We start from the raw sequence: 15,362 nt of genomic DNA on the forward strand, positions 1-15,362 counted from the left end.
TTTCCGCATGACGATGTTGACGGTTGCGGTTGTGGCCGCAAGCGTGGCCAGCGCAGGTGCGCAAGCCCAGGTAGCCGGCACACAGCCGCTTTCCGTGACGGTCGAGCAATCGCAGGCGCTGCTCGAAGGCTGGAGCGTGAAGAAAAGCGTGCTCGGCAAGGCCGTCTATAACGACGACAACGCCAAGATCGGAACGGTGCGCGATCTCATCGTCGCGCCGGACGGCACGGTGTCGGCCGCCATCGTCGCAGCGGGCGGTTTCCTCGGCGTCGCCGCGCATGACGTGGCCGTGCCTATCGCCTCGCTCGACGTGCGCAACGGCAACCTGTATCTGCCGGGCGCAACCAAGGAGGCGCTCAAGGCCACCCCGGCATTCCAGTACGCCAAGATCGACTCGCCGCCCAAGCCCAAGCGCGTCGATAACAAGCACTAATCGCGCGCGAGGCCAGTCTCACCGGGCTGGCCTCCGAACCCCAAGCGGTCTCGCGCCGCGCCTCAGCCCGCCGCCCCCATCCCTGCCTCCCGCAGTTCGATCCCCGTCCACACACCGCTCGCACGAAGCTCCTCGATCAACTCGCAGAGCGTGCGCCGCACGGCAAGCGAAGCCGAACTCACCGGCAACGCATTCGGCCAGCAGATGCTCGCCGGTCGCCTGATCACCGGATCGACGATGCGCCGCATCTTCGGCCGCTCGGCCGGTGCGCGCAGCGCCAGCGCCGATGCGGGCAGTATCGTGCATGCCGCGCCCGACTGCGCGACCGAGAGCAGCATAGGCAGCGAGTCCACATCCGCGACGATATTCAACGGCACTTGCTCGCGTGCGAAGATTCGTTCGAGCAGCAGGCGCAGTCCGTTGGCCACGCCCGGTGCCACCAGCGGCACGTCGGCGAGCGCCGCGAGCGCACACGTGCGAGCCCTGGCGGGCAGCCCAGGCTCGCCGAGCACGTAAAGCTCTTCATCGAGCACCGGCAACGCGGAGATGCCCGGTGTGGCCGTGTCGCGAAACAGAATGGCCAGGTCGAGACGGCCGTTCGCGAGCAGTTCGTTCAGATAGCCACTCATGCTCTCGAAGAACTGCAGGCGAATGCCGGGGTAGCGCTCGCGCACGCGCTCGAAGACCGGCATCGCCAGCACCGAGGCCATGGTCGTGGGCAAGCCGATGGCGACCGTGCCCGATTCCGCCCCCACGCCCTCGCGCACTTCCTGGCGCAGTTGCTCCATCTGATGCAGCACGAGGCGCGCGTGACGGTACAGCGCCTGGCCCGCGGCGGTGGGCTTCACGCCCTGCGGGCTGCGCACGAGCAGCGGCACGCCCAGATCGTCTTCCAGTTTCGCGATCTGCTGGCTGAGCGACGGCTGCGCCACGTAGAGCTTTTCCGCAGCTTTGCCGAGACTGCCGTAATCGACGATGTGCACGAAGTAACGAAGCTGGCGAACGTCCATGAGCCCGGGCCCTTCCTGCTCTTGCGATGCGAGAGCCATAGGATACGCTTATGACCGGCACATTCAATCCGTATTTCCGCGTCGCGGAACATTCGCCTACAGTCGACTCATCTTTTCTATAGCAATGCGTTGGCCTAACCAGCGCTGGAGACGGCGATGAATCACCCCTGCCGGCATCGCTCATACAGCCGTTTCAGACGATCACCGACCTCATCCCTCCGACCCGCGCCGCCGCGCTGGCCGCCACGCTCGACAACGGCTGCACGCCGGAAACTGGCGACGCGCGTCCGCCCATCTGGCACTGGCTCCATTTCTGGTCCGCTGCGCCGCAAGCTGAGCTGGGCCCGGACGGCATCCGCACATGGGCGGCTTCCTTCCCGATCCCGGCTTGCCACGGCGCGTCGCCACGCTGCTGCTCGACACAGGACGCGCTTCGCGCGCCATGCTCGCCTGAACGCAACCCATCCGAATAAACGCAGGAATCCGTGCAATGAACGAAGCAACCGATCAATATCAGGACATCCGCGAAGCCGTGCGCGATTTGTGCGGCGAGTTTCCGGCCGAGTATTTCCGCAAGATCGACGAGGAGCGCGGCTATCCTGAAGCCTTCGTCGATGCGCTCACGAAAGCGGGCTGGCTCGCCGCGCTGATTCCGCAGGAATATGGCGGCTCGGGCCTCGGCCTTACCGAGGCCTCGGTCATCATGGAGGAGATCAATCGCAGCGGCGGCAATTCCGGCGCTTGCCACGGCCAGATGTACAACATGGGCACGCTGCTGCGCCACGGCTCGGACGAGCAAAAGCGCAAGTATCTGCCCAAGATCGCGAGCGGCGAGCTACGCCTGCAATCGATGGGTGTGACCGAGCCCACCACCGGCACCGACACCACGAAGATCAAGACCACGGCCGTTCGCAAGGGCGACCGTTACGTGATCAACGGCCAGAAGGTGTGGATCTCGCGCGTGCAGCACTCCGACCTCATGATCCTGCTTGCGCGCACCACGCCGCTCTCGGACGTGAAGAAGAAGAGCGAAGGCATGTCGATCTTCATGGTCGATCTACACGAAGCGATCGGTAAAGGGCTGACCGTGCAGGCGATCCTGAACATGGTCAATCACGAAACCAACGAGCTCTTTTTCGACAACCTCGAAATCCCCGCGGAAAACCTGATCGGCGAGGAAGGCAAGGGCTTCAAGTACATCCTCGATGGGTTGAATGCCGAGCGCACGCTGATTGCCGCCGAATGCATCGGCGACGGCTACTGGTTCATCGACAAGGTCTCGCAATATGTGAAGGACCGCCAGGTATTCGGCCGCCCGATCGGTCAGAACCAGGGCGTGCAGTTTCCCATTGCGCGCGCGTTCGTGAACGTGGAAGCCGCCAACCTGATGCGTTTCGAGGCGGCGCGCCGCTTCGATGCGCATGAGCCTTGCGGGGCGCAGGCGAACATGGCCAAGCTGCTCGCGGCGGATGCCTCGTGGGAAGCCGCGAACGCCTGCCTGCAATTCCACGGCGGTTTCGGCTTCGCCTGCGAATACGATGTGGAGCGCAAGTTCCGCGAGACTCGCCTCTATCAGGTTGCGCCGATCTCGACGAACCTGATTCTCTCGTACGTGGCCGAGCACATTCTCGGCCTGCCGCGTTCGTTCTGATCGCTTGTGACTGCACCAGGGAGACTCTCATGCGCCCTCTCGAAGGCATCAAGGTCATCACGTTCGAGCACGCGATCGCCGCGCCCTTCTGCACCCGCCAGCTCGCGGATCTGGGCGCGCGCGTCATCAAGGTCGAGCGCCCCGGCGCGGGCGACTTCGCGCGCGGCTACGACGAACGCGTGCACGGCCTCGCTTCGCATTTCGTCTGGACCAATCGCTCGAAAGAAAGCCTCACGCTAGACGTGAAGCGCGCCGAGGCGCTCGCCATCGTGCACGCGCTGCTCGCCGACGCCGACGTGTTCGTGCAGAATCTCGCGCCCGGCGCCACGCAGCGTCTCGGGCTCGACTACGAGGCGCTGCGCGAGCGCTACCCGCGCCTGATCGTCTGCGATATCTCCGGCTACGGCAGCGACGGCCCTTATCGCGACAAGAAGGCCTATGACCTGCTGATCCAGAGCGAATCCGGCTTTCTCAGCATTACCGGCTCGCCCGACGAACCGGCCAAGGCCGGCTGCTCGATCGCCGATATCTCGGCGGGCATGCATGCGTATTCGAGCATCCTTGCGGCGCTCATCGAACGCGGCAAGACCGGGCGCGGCCGGCGCATCGACGTGTCGATGCTGGAAAGCATGGTCGAATGGATGAGCTACCCGCTCTACTACGCGATCGACGGCCAGACGCCGCCGCAGCGCAACGGCGCGGCGCACGCAACGATCTATCCCTACGGACCGTTCAAGGCCGGCGACGGCAAATCCGTCATGCTCGGCCTGCAAAACGAACGGGAATGGAAGAGCTTCTGCGAGACGGTCCTGCGCCAACCGGCGCTGGCCGGGGACGAGCGCTTCTGCTCGAACAGCCGCCGCGTGACGCATCGCGCGGAACTGGGCAAGCTCATCGAAACGGCGTTCGGCGCGCTCACGGCCGGCGACGTGATCGAACGGCTGGAAAAAGCGAAGATCGCGAACGCGCATATCAACGACATGCACGCGGTTTGGGCGCACGCGCAGCTCGCCGCGCGCGAGCGCTGGACGCGCGTGGGCACGCCGGCAGGCGAGATTCCCGCGCTGCTGCCGCCGGGCGCGACGCTCGCCGATAACCCGCGCATGGACCCCGTGCCCGCGCTCGGCGAGCACACCGATGCGATCCTGCGAGAACTCGGTTACGACGAAGCGCGCATCCGCACGCTGCGGGAGAGCGGTACGGTTTGATCTCGCAACGCGGCTCCATCGACACTGATCGGCCACAAATCACTTAATACCGTAGTAGTCCAGAATTTATTGGACGGTACGCAAGCCGCCAAAAAGCCAACTTCGCGGCAAATCCATTCAGGAGACGACACCATGCAACACGCGGTCAACGCCGCCGGGCGTTTGGACAGGCTACCCATTTCCCGCTTCCACTGGAAAATTCTCGGCCTCATCGCCGGCGGCGCATTCCTCGACGCCTTCGACATCTATCTCGCCAATGGCTCGGTCGCGGCGATGGTCAAGGAGGGTTTCACCGACCTTCACCACGGCGCGATGTTCGTGTCGTCCACGTTCGTCGGCATGATGCTCGGCGCGTTCGTTGCGGGCTGGCTCGGCGACCGGCTCGGCCGGCGCTATTCGTATCAGCTCAATCTTGCCGTGTTCGGGCTCGCGTCCATCGCCGCGTGCTTTGCGCCCAACATCGAATGGCTCATCGGGCTGCGCTTCGTCATGGGTCTCGGTTTGGGCGCCGAGCTCGTCGTCGCGGCAGGCACGCTCGCGGAATTCGTGCCGCCCGCCACGCGCGGCAAGTGGGTATCGCTGCTTGCCATCATCACCAATAGCGGCCTGTTCGCCGCGCTCGCGGCGGGCTACTGGGTCATTCCGCATCTCGGCTGGCGCTATATGTTCGCGCTCGCCGGCGTGGGCGCGCTCGTCGTCTGGTTCCTGCGGCACCGCATGCCGGAGTCGCCGCGCTGGCTCGAATCGGTCGGCCGGCTCGACGAGGCGCAAGCCACGCTCGCGGCAATCGAGCGCGAGGTGAGCGACCAGGTGGGCGAGTTGCCGCCCGTGCAGCGCGCCGTCGATCTGAACAAGGGCAAGGTGCCGCTCGGCGTACTGTTCGCGAAGGACATGCGCAGCCGCACGGTCGTGGCGGCGCTCACGGCCGTTGGCGTGAATGTGGGCTTGTACGGATTTATCGCATGGCTGCCGACGTTTTTCGTTGCTCAAGGGCTCTCGGTCGTCAAGTCGCTCGGCTTCGTGTTCGTGATGTCGGTGGGCTCGCCGGTGGGCGGCCTGATCGGCTATCTGATCGCCGATCGCGTGGGCCGCGCACGTGGCATCCTGATCTCTTCGGTCGTGAGCGTCGCGCTCGGCTGGGTCTATGTGACACTGCGCGACCCCGCCGCCATCATGCTCGCGGGCTTCTGCCTCGTGAGCGCGATCTACACGATCTGCACGCTGGGCCTGTTCGGCTACATTCCCGAGCTGTTCCCCACCGAAGTGCGGCTGCGCGGCACGGGCGTAGCCGGAACGGTCGGGCGTGCTTCGTCGATCATCACGCCGTGGCTCGCGTTGCTGCTGTACGAGCGATTCGGCGTGTCGGGCGTGATCGCGATGGTAAGCGGCGTTCTTGCGGTGCTGTGCGCGGCCATTCTGGTGCTGCGCGTGGAAACGAGCCGCGCCGCGCTCGAAGACATCAAGCCTGAAACCGGCGATGCGCGAGAACTGGAGAGCAACGCCGCAGTCTCGTGCGGTACCGAGGGGCGCTGAGCATGTCCGGCGGGGCGCTTTGCTTGCTTCGGGTTAGGCCACGCGAGCGCCGGCCTGCCAGCACGCGGCCAACTTACCAGCGCAGCAGCCGCGGTCCGAGCCACGCACCCAACGCAGCAGGCAACAGCATGCCGATCGCGTACCAGATGCTCCAGAACGCCGGGCTCATTTCCGGGCAGTGCACGCAATAGGCGATGGTGGCCAGCCCGCTCGCAAAGAGGCCCGCAGCGGCGCCCGCAAGGCGCGGGCGCGTCGGCGCGAGGCCTCGCGCGGCCCAGAACACCGCCACGAAGGTCGGCACCGAAAGCAGCAGGATGTTGAACGGACAGGTGCGCCACGACATGCCGAGCACGAGCGGCACGCGCTCGGCGGGCGCGGCGGCGCCCAGCGTGAGCCACCCTGCCAGCCACACGCTAACGAAGGGCACGGCCGCCAGCGCCCACGCATAGCCGGCGCGCACGCCCGGGCGTCCCAGCCGGCTCACGACCAGTGAGGCGGTGAGCGCCACGGCAAGCGGGAAGGCGAGCTTGGCCCAGAAGATCGGCGTTTGCGCCACGCTCATGAGGTCGGGCCGCACGCCGAACACCATCATGACGATCGCGAGCGATCCGGCCAGCCCGAGCGGCAGCGCGCGCGCGAAGCGGCGCAGGACCGCCTTGTGATCCACACGCACGACACCCGTGGAAAGCAGGTTGATGAGATCGTCGGTTTTCATTGCGCCCCCCGGATACGCGCGGCGAGCGCCTTCAGGCCACGGTGGATGCCCACCTTCACGGCCGACTCCGACAGCCCCGTGAGCTGCGCGGCCTCCACGACCGAACGTCCTTCGAGCTTCACATGAACGATGGGCAGGCGCTGCTTGTCGGGCAACTGGTCGAGCAGCTTGCCGATGTCGCGGCGCGCTTGCGCCGGCTCGTCGTCGGCGGTGGCGAACAGGTCGGTGTGATCATCGAGAGGGTCGTTCAGCGATTCGCGGCGCGAGCGCGAGCGGAAAAAATCCATCAGTTTGTAGCGGGCGATGGCGTGCACCCAGGCGGTCAGCGGTTCATCGGAACGCCAGGTGTGGCGCGCGTTGTGCACCGCGAGCAGAATCTCCTGCACGAGGTCTTCCACGTCCTCGTGCAGTTGCGGGATGCGGCGGCGCAAAAAGCCGCGCAAATGCCGCGTGAGTTCCTGGAGGAAAAGGCGGTAGGCGTCGGCGTCGCCTTCGAGACCGTCGACGAACAGCGCTTTGAGACGGATTTCCGCGGGATGCAAAGGGCGTCCTGTGTGCTCCGGCCGAAGGGATGGCGCCCCAGCGCCAAGCTCCGCACCCGCAGTGAAGCTTGCGGCAGGCTTGCACGCGGCGGCGCCGGGATTGCCGCCGTCCAGCGCGGGCGCGGTCGACAGAGCGTAGCCCATGCCGTCCACCGCCGCAATAGCGCGGGCGGCGCGGCCCGCGCCACGCGTCCGCCGCGTGCCTCGCATGTCGTGCTCATCGGCCTGCATCCATCCCGCCGCTGTGTCCGCCCAGCTCACGCTTTCGTTCTCCGCCAATGAACCTGCACGCGCACGCCTTGCGCCACCCACCACCCGCTTGCGGGTCCGTTCAAGCTAATTCGTCGCCAACGCTCAACGGGTTACATCCCGCGCGAATTTTCATGCGGCATGCGCACTGCAGCCATGTGGCCCCAACGAAGGCACGCTCCGTGGATCTTTGCAAGGGGCCACGCGCGCGGTACTTTAGTGCTGATTCCCGATCAATGGTGTCGCGCAAACGGAGCATGTCAGGCATGGCAACGAGAACGAACGAGTACGAACAACCCATCGGCGTTGCCCTATCCGGCTGGACGGCGCGTGAGCGGCCCGCGCGCGTGAGCATTGAGGGCGCGCGCTGCCGCCTCGAGCCCATCGACGTCGAACGGCACGCCGCCGACCTTTTCCATGCGTACAGCCAGGCCACCGACGGCCGCGACTGGACCTACCTGACGATCGGCCCGTTCACGGATCTCGTGTCGTATCGCGCGTACCTCACGGGCGCGGCGGCCTCTGCCGATCCACTGCATTACGCCATCGTCGACCGGGCGAGCGGCAAGGCCGTGGGCACGCTCTCGCTCATGCGCATCGATCCGTCGAACGGTGTGATCGAAGTCGGCAACGTCACGTTCTCCCCGCTGCTCAAGCGCACAGCGCTCTCCACCGAGGCACAGTATCTGCTCATGCGTTACGCATTCGACGAACTGGGCTACCGCCGCTACGAGTGGAAATGCGACAGCCTCAATGCGCCCTCGCGCCGGACCGCGCTGCGACTCGGGTTCCAGTTCGAAGGTATTTTCAGGCAGGCCATTGTTTACAAGGGGCGCAGCCGCGACACCGCGTGGTACGCCATCATCGACAAACACTGGCCCGCTGTGAAACGCGGGTTCGAAGCGTGGCTCGACGCAGGCAACTTCGACGCCGAAGGCAATCAGCGCGAATCGCTTGCGCGCTTGCGAGAGGCGCAAGCCCACGGGTGACCCGGCGCTCACACACGGCGTGCATGTTCATGTCACGCCGTGATACATTGGTTTCTGCACGTGTTGTCGAAGTCGATGCACGACGGGAGACACTCGACGTACGCGGACCCAGAGCCATGCTTGACATGCGCATGGTGTTCCGCCGGCTCCCGTTGGATCCCCCCCCATACAGGAGTCCATGTCATGCCAGTCTCTCGCCGACGCTTCATGATCATTGCCGCCTCTGTCGCGTCGACCACGGTGCTTTCCACCGAGTCGCGCGCCGACGCCCCGCTGCTCTCCGAAAGCGATCCCACGGCCCAGGCTCTCGGTTACAAGGAGGACGCCACCAAGGTCGACAAAGCAAAGTTCCCCCGCTATCAGGTCGGGCAGACCTGCGCCTCTTGTCAGCTGTATCAGGGCAAACCCGGCGGAGCGACCGGACCCTGCCTCGCCTACGGCGGCAAGCTGGTGTATGCAAAGGGGTGGTGCAACTCGTACGTCAAGAAAGCCTGATTTTCAGACCTGACGCTCGCCGGATACGTGATGGATCATGAAGGAGGTCCATCGCGCCGCCTCTCTTCTGAAAGGTGCAAATACAACGGCGTCCTAAGTAACTATCAGAAGCTTGCGTGTTTGAGAAACCGGCCCTGCGGGGCCGTTCGCCGTTTACTTGGTCGCTCCGGTGGAGCAGTACTGCGCGAAGTTCGCCTCGGATGCGGCAAAGCCTTTCTGCTTCGCGAGTTCCCAGGGGCGTTCGCAGCGTTGCGTATGTTCGCACCACGAATAGCCTGCGGATCCGATGCACCCGTGTGCGTCGCGATCTGCGCCGACCGCATTCGACGAGGGTGTGGAACTCGCAGCACTGCAAGCACCGAGCAAACACATGGCCGCGCCAAGACAGGCGCGAAGCAGGTTTCGAGGCATGAATGAACTCCGGTAAATAGGTACTGAATGCCGGCGGAGTCTACCAACGCCACACCGCGGCCGGCATAAGCGGTTCCTTTCAGTTTATTTTCAATCAGAAAATCTGATTGCGACGTTCAATTTATTGCGTTTCCCTTAAGCGTTGCCATGCGGCAAAGTGTCATCTCCGCGACTGGAGTGATCTCCGTGAATCAACGCATTGACCCGTCCCTACTTGCCCCGCCCGATCTGTCGTTCGCGACGCTGGATTCGGGCGTCGTTCTGCCCTACCTCGAACGGGGCGCGGGCGAGCCGCTGCTGTTCGTGCATGGTTCGCTGTGCGACTACCGCTACTGGGCGCCGCAACTGGACGGGCTCGCGAACGATTTCCGCTGCATCGCGCCAAGCCTCAGCCATTACTGGCCGGCCGCCGACGCCTGCATCCAGGGCGAGTTCGGCTGGGAAAGCCATCTGCACGAACTGGCCGATTTCATTGTCGCGATGGGACTCGAGTCGGTGCATCTGGTCGGTCATTCGCGCGGCGGATCGATTGCGTATCACCTTGCGCGCCGCTATCCGCGTCTGGTGCGCACGCTCGTGCTCGCGGACCCGGGCGGCCCGCTGCGCCGCGTCGAAGACGACGCCGACGTGCTCCCGCCCGCCACCAATGCGCTGCGTACACGCGCGGCCGACCTCATCGAGCGCGGCGATCTGGAAGAAGGGCTTGAATTGTTCGTGGATTCGGTGAGCATGCCCGGCGCCTGGCGCAAGAGCCCACATGCTTTCCGCGAAATGGCCATCGCCAACGCCACGACGCTGCCCAAGCAGTTGCTCGACCCGCTGCCCGCCTATATGCGCAGCCCCGCAGCCGACGTCAAGTGCCGCACGCTGCTGATCGACGGCCAGCGCAGCCCGCTCATGTTCCGCAACAACGCGCAAGCGCTCGAAGAGTGGATCGACTTCGCGCAGCGCATCACGATGAAAGGCGCGTCGCACGGCATGAACGCCACGCACGCCGACCTGTTCAATACGCACGTGCGCAACTTCATCACGCAAGGTTGATGCACGGCTGCCCCCGGCGACGCCGGGGTTCATTTGGCAAATAGCTGCCCGATGTCCTTGAACGCCTTGAATTCGAGCGCGTTGCCGCACGGGTCGAACAGAAACATGGTGGCCTGCTCGCCCACCTGCCCCTGAAAGCGGATATACGGCTCGATCACGAATTGCGTGCCGAACTCGCGCAGTCGCTGCGCGAGCGCTTCCCACTGCCCCCATTCCAGCACCACGCCGAAATGCGGCACCGGCACGTCATGCCCGTCCACCGCATTCGTATGCGCGTTCTCCTGCGAAACGGTTTTCGGATGCTCGTGAATCACGAGCTGATGGCCGAAAAAATCGAAATCGACCCACTGATCGCTCGAACGGCCCTCTTCGAGGCCGAACACGCGGCCATAGAAATCACGCGCAGCGGCAAGATCATAGACAGGAATAGCCAGGTGAAACGGGGAAAGGCTCATGCTTGACTCCATGCTCGGCATGCAACAGGTTTTAGCGTTTGATCGGGCCATCATAGGCGACGCCGTTTAAAAATAAAATCAATATATAATTTCGTCATCCACAAACGGAATTTGTGAATGATCCGCGAGTTGAAGACGTTGATCGCCGTTGCCCGCGAGGGTACGTTCGCTGCCGCCGGCAACCGGATCGGTCTCACGCAGGCCGCCGTGAGCGCACAGATGCAACGCCTCGAAGCCGAACTGGGTTTCGCGCTGTTCGACCGCGAAGGACGCACCGCGCGCCTGAATGCGCGCGGCCAGCAGATTCTCGTGCAGGCGCAGGAAGTGATCCGGCTCTATGGCAACCTGAGCGCCGTGACCGTGGACCCGGCCGTGGCCGTGCGAGTCAATATTGGCGCAATCGCCTCGGTGCAGCGCGCGTTGCTGCCCGACGCCCTGGCGGCATTCCGCAAACAGTGCCCCGGCGCGAGCACGCGCGTGATTCCGGGTGTATCGATGGAACTGCTCAACCTCGTCGATGCGGGTGAAATCGAACTGGCCGCCCTCATCCGTCCACCGTTCGCACTCCAGAGCGATATGCGCTGGACGCCGCTTGCGCAAGAGCCGTACCGGCTCATCGTGCCGCGCCGCATGAAGGGCAGCGACTGGATGGAGCTGATCGCCACGCAGCCTTATATCCGCTACGACCGCGCTTCGTTCGGCGGCAGGCAGGTCGACCGTTTTTTGCGGCGCATGCAGTTGCCCGTGCAGGACGCGTGCGAGCTCGACGAGTTGGAAGCCATCGTCAAGCTGGTAGAGAACGGCGTCGGCGTGGCGCTCGTCCCGCAGACTGCCACGTATACGCGCTGGCCAGCCAGGGTGCGCGCGCTTGACCTCGGGCATCACACGTTTCACCGCGACGTGGGCATCGTGCATCGCGACGCGAGCCAGATGAGCGAGGCGGCCAGGGTGCTGCTTAATTTGCTGGAGAGGGAGGCGAAGGGAGCGCGTTAGTGCGGCTGCGCGTTCGATTGCGCGCGGCCGAACGTCGCCTAATGCCTGCCCCTCGCCATTTCGAATTGCGCGGCAAAGCCAAAACGCGGAGCATGTGGGCTCACGCAGATGGAGTCGCACATGAACTATCCCGCAGCCGTCTTTGCCGGCCCGATTCGCGATTACCCCGGCAGCCGCCCGAGCGCAATCGCCAAGCGCGCAGTGAACGGCACGCTGATGTTGACCGAGCAGGGCCTTGAAGGGGACGAGCATGCGGAGCCCGGGATTCACGGCGGCCCCGACCGCGCGCTGTGCCACTATCCACGCGAGCACTACGCTCACTGGGCGTATGAGTTTCCCGCGCAGGCCGGGCAATTTTCCGCGCCGGCCTTCGGGGAAAACCTCTCTACCGTCGGGCTGACCGAAGAAAACGTCTTTATCGGCGATATTTTTGGCTGGGGCGAAGCGCTGATTCAGGTCACGCAGCCGCGCTCGCCTTGCTTCAAAGTGAATTTTCACTTCGACATCGAAGACCTCTCGCAGCACATGCAGAACGCGGCGCGCGTGGGCTGGCTCTACCGCGTAATTGCTGCCGGTCGCGTCAGCCCCGATGCACCGCTGGAACTGGCTTCTCGCGTCAGCAACGTTTCCTTGCGCGACGCCGCCGCCATCGCCTGGCATTCGCCGTTTAACGACGAACAGTGTCTGCGGCTGCTGAGCGCAGCAGGACTATCGGCGAGCTGGACTCGCACCCTGCAGAGGCGGCGCGTCAGCGGCAAGATCGAAGACTTCTCACGGCGCCTTTGGGGTGGCGCGCGACGTTAATGCGCGGACCATTTCAGAAGATCCACGGCACCTGCCTCCGGCTATCGTCGACAGCGCCGGCGCGCCGCATGGAAATTGATCCGACAGGTCGTGAGGAGACGTCCATGAAGAACGCGTGATCTAAGTGCGCGATATAGCCGCAGATCGTTAAGTTTTGCGATTAGTACACCGATATATTCGAAGCCAGCTTCCTACTCGTTCCATATGCATTCGAGTCCACCAGGTCGCTGAGACGGTCCACAGGTGCCCTGTTAAACTACGCTGTCGCACGCGCCGTCTCGCACGCCTTCGGCCTGCTCATTCCCTGAGTCCTCGTCACCGCATGATCGCCCCGTCCTCCATTGCCAGTGTGCTCGCCCAAAAAGGTGTCGTCGCGGACGAGAGCCAGCAACGGGCGATCGACGCACTATGCGTGTTGCTCGACGATGAACGCGCACATGCTGACGAGGTGCAGTATCGTGGCGTCTACTGTCACGGTCTGCCTGGTCGCGGCAAGAGCCTGATCGTCGATACCCTCTATGCGCTTGCCACGTGCACGAAGCGGCGGCTCCATTTTCATCAGTTCATTCGCGATGTGAACCGTCTGCTCGTGCAGGCGCCCAAAAGCGACGACCGGCTCGGCGACGTCTCGCGAGCATGGCTGAAGGACATCGAACTGCTCTATTTCGACGAATTCCATGTGCACGACATCGCCGATGCGTTCCTGATGGGCCGCTTTCTGGAGACGGCGCTCGCATGCGGCACGCGCATCGTGCTGACGTCGAACTACAGCCCGCGCAGTCTGCTGCCAGACCCCGAGTTTCACGAACGCTTCGAACCCACGATCGAACGAATCGAACAGCATTTCAAAATCGTCACGTTCGATGGTGAGCGTGACTATCGCGAGCAAAGCGATGCCAGCGGCGCGGCAACCATCGAGCGGCGTTTTTTCGCGCCACTAGAAGGCACACGCGAACCGCTGTGGGAAATTTTTGGCGAATACGAAGCGCAAGCAGCCGTTCATCCGACTACCATGGAAGTGGCTGGACGATTGCTGCCCGTCACGGCGGCGGGCAAGCAACTGGTGTGGGTCGACTTCGATGCGCTGTGCGGCGCGCGCCGCTCGCATCTCGACTATCTTGCGCTTGCCGAGCGCTGGCGCGGCGTCATCGTCGATCGTCTGGAGACGGAGATGCTCAAGCGCCGCGATGTACTGCAGCGCTTCGTGTGGCTCGTCGATATTTTTTACGACCGCAAGCATGCGCTATTCATCGCCTCTGATCAGCCGATTCGCGCGGCGCTCACTGGACTCGACGGCGCGCACGATGTTTCTCGCACCACGAGTCGTCTAGCCGAAATGCAATCGCGTGGCTATGCGAGCAGCCTCGTGCGCAAGCATCTCGCCGCGCCTTCACGTGAGGCTCTCGACTAGCGGTGCGGTTTCACGCGAACTGCAAGCGCGGTCCGCAGACTATTTCCACCTGGTGTACAGTCCGTCGGACTTCGACACGACACGGACACACTGCACAATGGACGCCCTCTCCCGCTTCAAGCCCGTTGCGCTCGAACATGCGAGCCGCCTCATCAATCACGGCCCCACGGTGCTCGTCACAAGCGCGGATGGCGCGCGTCGCAACGTAATGGCCGCCGCGTGGTCGATGCCGGTGGAGTTCACACCGCCACGTATCGCGATCGTGATCGACAAGAAAACCTTCACGCGCGAACTGATTCAGGCGAGCGGAACCTTCGGCATCTGCGTGCCGGGCGCGGCTGCTATGGATTTGACCTACGCGGTCGGAAGCGTCAGCGGACGTGATGCCGACAAATTCCGGCGTTTCGATATCGAAGCCGTTCGTGGGCCGGTGCTCGGCGTGCCGCTGCTCGAAGCGGGCTGCGCCGCGTGGCTGGAATGCCGGCTCATTCCCGAGCGACACACCGAAGACGCCTATGACACGTGTTTCTGCGAGGTGGTGTCGGCAGCGGCCGATTCACGCGTGTTCGACCGGGGTCACTGGGTGTTCGATAGCGGCAACCGCGACCTGCACACGATCCATCACCTCGGTGCCGGGATTTTTGCTTTGGCCAGCGATGCCATTAAGGCGCGGGAGTTTGCTGGATAAGGCATAGGCAACGGTAATGCGCATGCGCCGGCCTCTGACATATTACAAAATACGTATTGAACGATACGGCTCTGGGTCAATTTTTAGAATTTGTCGTGTGAGTGCCTCGAGGAGCGCGCTTTTGGGGTCGGGAAACGCATTTTTCCGTGAAACATTATGTCCCGTGGGTGACTGCAATGCGCTGAAACCGCCGTGCCATAAGGATTTCGTAGATTTCCCGGAATTTCATTGAATGTTTCACGGAACGGGGTGAGCGGGTTTGCGGAATTAGCGAATACCTCCGTAACCCCACCCTGAAGAAGGAAGCTCTTATAGCTTCGCTTGGGGACGCCTCCGTTTTTGTCTGCGCGAGCAGCGGTGACGTCTGACTATTTGCGTGGCCCGACGAACTTCTATTTCAAATCTTTGCAGCAACGGATTGTGAGATTTGAACTCGCATCAAGTTGCGCTTCGCGCTGACGAGCGAACCCCCACATCGGTGTATTGCGGATGCGCCATCATGCTGCATAGCCCGTTGGACGGTTAGTTGCATTAATGATTTGCTGTCATGGCATGTGGTAATTAGCCAGGCTGGGCATAGCCTCGACTGGCATGAGGCTTTCTACTCGGGCATAACTCGATAAGTCGACAGACTACGCCCCTGACTCTCCCGATACTGAACTGGCTCCCTGACTCCCTGATGAAAATTTGATCGAATGCGTCCCGATACGCTTACACCCGCTCACGATCGAACA

Annotated in this window: 15 protein-coding genes and 1 pseudogene; 11 read left to right on the top strand and 5 right to left on the bottom strand. The window is 63.5% G+C overall.

What is annotated here, in order from left to right; translation table 11 throughout:
• Nucleotides 1-7: 7 nt before the first annotated feature.
• Nucleotides 8-433, top strand: a complete 426-nt coding sequence (locus P5W98_RS29115; protein WP_421028003.1) for a PRC-barrel domain-containing protein — start codon at nucleotides 8-10, stop codon at nucleotides 431-433.
• A gap of 62 nt (nucleotides 434-495) precedes the next feature.
• On the opposite strand, the gene P5W98_RS29120 is transcribed toward P5W98_RS29115, so the two are convergent.
• Nucleotides 496-1,443 (bottom strand): LysR substrate-binding domain-containing protein, encoded by a 948-nt coding sequence (locus P5W98_RS29120; protein ID WP_421028004.1) that lies wholly within the window; start codon nucleotides 1,441-1,443, stop codon nucleotides 496-498.
• A gap of 490 nt (nucleotides 1,444-1,933) precedes the next feature.
• On the opposite strand from P5W98_RS29120, the gene P5W98_RS29125 reads away from it, so the two are divergent.
• The 3 genes from P5W98_RS29125 (at nucleotide 1,934) to P5W98_RS29135 (ending at nucleotide 5,835) form a co-directional block, all read left to right on the top strand.
• Nucleotides 1,934-3,094, top strand: a complete 1,161-nt coding sequence (locus P5W98_RS29125; RefSeq protein ID WP_421027259.1) for an acyl-CoA dehydrogenase family protein — start codon at nucleotides 1,934-1,936, stop codon at nucleotides 3,092-3,094.
• Nucleotides 3,095-3,123: 29 nt separating this feature from the next.
• Nucleotides 3,124-4,302: a CaiB/BaiF CoA transferase family protein gene (locus P5W98_RS29130; protein WP_421027260.1), complete on the top strand. Its 1,179-nt coding sequence runs from the start codon at nucleotides 3,124-3,126 to the stop codon at nucleotides 4,300-4,302.
• Nucleotides 4,303-4,434: 132 nt separating this feature from the next.
• Nucleotides 4,435-5,835: an MFS transporter gene (locus P5W98_RS29135; protein WP_421027261.1), complete on the top strand. Its 1,401-nt coding sequence runs from the start codon at nucleotides 4,435-4,437 to the stop codon at nucleotides 5,833-5,835.
• A gap of 73 nt (nucleotides 5,836-5,908) precedes the next feature.
• Here P5W98_RS29135 and P5W98_RS29140 read toward each other — a convergent pair whose 3' ends face one another.
• Together P5W98_RS29140 and P5W98_RS29145 are read right to left on the bottom strand one after the other, a co-directional pair.
• Nucleotides 5,909-6,550: a DUF1109 domain-containing protein gene (locus P5W98_RS29140; protein ID WP_421027262.1), complete on the bottom strand. Its 642-nt coding sequence runs from the start codon at nucleotides 6,548-6,550 to the stop codon at nucleotides 5,909-5,911.
• Nucleotides 6,547-7,092 carry a sigma-70 family RNA polymerase sigma factor gene (locus tag P5W98_RS29145; protein WP_035533777.1) on the bottom strand — a complete coding sequence of 182 codons (546 nt, stop codon included), beginning with the start codon at nucleotides 7,090-7,092 and terminating at the stop codon, nucleotides 6,547-6,549. The genes P5W98_RS29140 and P5W98_RS29145 overlap by 4 nt, the downstream gene beginning before the upstream one ends.
• A gap of 515 nt (nucleotides 7,093-7,607) precedes the next feature.
• Here P5W98_RS29145 and P5W98_RS29150 point away from each other — a divergent pair.
• Both P5W98_RS29150 and P5W98_RS29155 read left to right on the top strand, forming a co-directional pair.
• Nucleotides 7,608-8,321, top strand: a pseudogene (locus P5W98_RS29150) (GNAT family N-acetyltransferase); the annotation flags it as partial.
• Between the two features lie 192 nt (nucleotides 8,322-8,513).
• Nucleotides 8,514-8,825: a high-potential iron-sulfur protein gene (locus P5W98_RS29155; protein WP_421027263.1), complete on the top strand. Its 312-nt coding sequence runs from the start codon at nucleotides 8,514-8,516 to the stop codon at nucleotides 8,823-8,825.
• Nucleotides 8,826-8,978: 153 nt separating this feature from the next.
• Here P5W98_RS29155 and P5W98_RS29160 read toward each other — a convergent pair whose 3' ends face one another.
• Nucleotides 8,979-9,236 carry a hypothetical protein gene (locus P5W98_RS29160; protein ID WP_421027264.1) on the bottom strand — a complete coding sequence of 86 codons (258 nt, stop codon included), beginning with the start codon at nucleotides 9,234-9,236 and terminating at the stop codon, nucleotides 8,979-8,981.
• Nucleotides 9,237-9,422: 186 nt separating this feature from the next.
• Between P5W98_RS29160 and P5W98_RS29165 the strand changes: the two genes are divergently transcribed.
• Nucleotides 9,423-10,277, top strand: coding sequence for an alpha/beta fold hydrolase (locus P5W98_RS29165; RefSeq protein WP_421027265.1), 855 nt, complete (start codon nucleotides 9,423-9,425; stop codon nucleotides 10,275-10,277).
• A 29-nt stretch (nucleotides 10,278-10,306) separates the two neighbouring features.
• On the opposite strand, the gene P5W98_RS29170 is transcribed toward P5W98_RS29165, so the two are convergent.
• A complete protein-coding gene (locus P5W98_RS29170; protein WP_035533721.1) occupies nucleotides 10,307-10,732 on the bottom strand; it encodes a VOC family protein in 426 nt (141 codons plus the stop codon).
• 117 nt (nucleotides 10,733-10,849) lie between these two features.
• Between P5W98_RS29170 and P5W98_RS29175 the strand changes: the two genes are divergently transcribed.
• The 4 genes from P5W98_RS29175 to P5W98_RS29190 all read left to right on the top strand — a co-directional run bounded on the left by P5W98_RS29175 (nucleotide 10,850) and on the right by P5W98_RS29190 (nucleotide 14,628).
• Entirely contained in the window at nucleotides 10,850-11,725 is an 876-nt protein-coding gene (locus P5W98_RS29175) for a LysR family transcriptional regulator (RefSeq protein WP_421027266.1), read from the top strand.
• A gap of 120 nt (nucleotides 11,726-11,845) precedes the next feature.
• Nucleotides 11,846-12,529 carry a 6-hydroxyaminopurine reductase gene (yiiM, locus tag P5W98_RS29180; RefSeq protein ID WP_421027267.1) on the top strand — a complete coding sequence of 228 codons (684 nt, stop codon included), beginning with the start codon at nucleotides 11,846-11,848 and terminating at the stop codon, nucleotides 12,527-12,529.
• 322 nt (nucleotides 12,530-12,851) lie between these two features.
• A complete protein-coding gene (gene zapE / locus P5W98_RS29185) occupies nucleotides 12,852-13,940 on the top strand; it encodes a cell division protein ZapE (protein WP_421027268.1) in 1,089 nt (362 codons plus the stop codon).
• 97 nt (nucleotides 13,941-14,037) lie between these two features.
• Nucleotides 14,038-14,628, top strand: coding sequence for a flavin reductase family protein (locus P5W98_RS29190; protein ID WP_421027269.1), 591 nt, complete (start codon nucleotides 14,038-14,040; stop codon nucleotides 14,626-14,628).
• Nucleotides 14,629-15,362: the final 734 nt, after the last annotated feature.

It is taken from the genome of Paraburkholderia sp. A1BS-2L (assembly GCF_051125205.1).
In the GTDB taxonomy this organism is placed as follows: domain Bacteria; phylum Pseudomonadota; class Gammaproteobacteria; order Burkholderiales; family Burkholderiaceae; genus Paraburkholderia.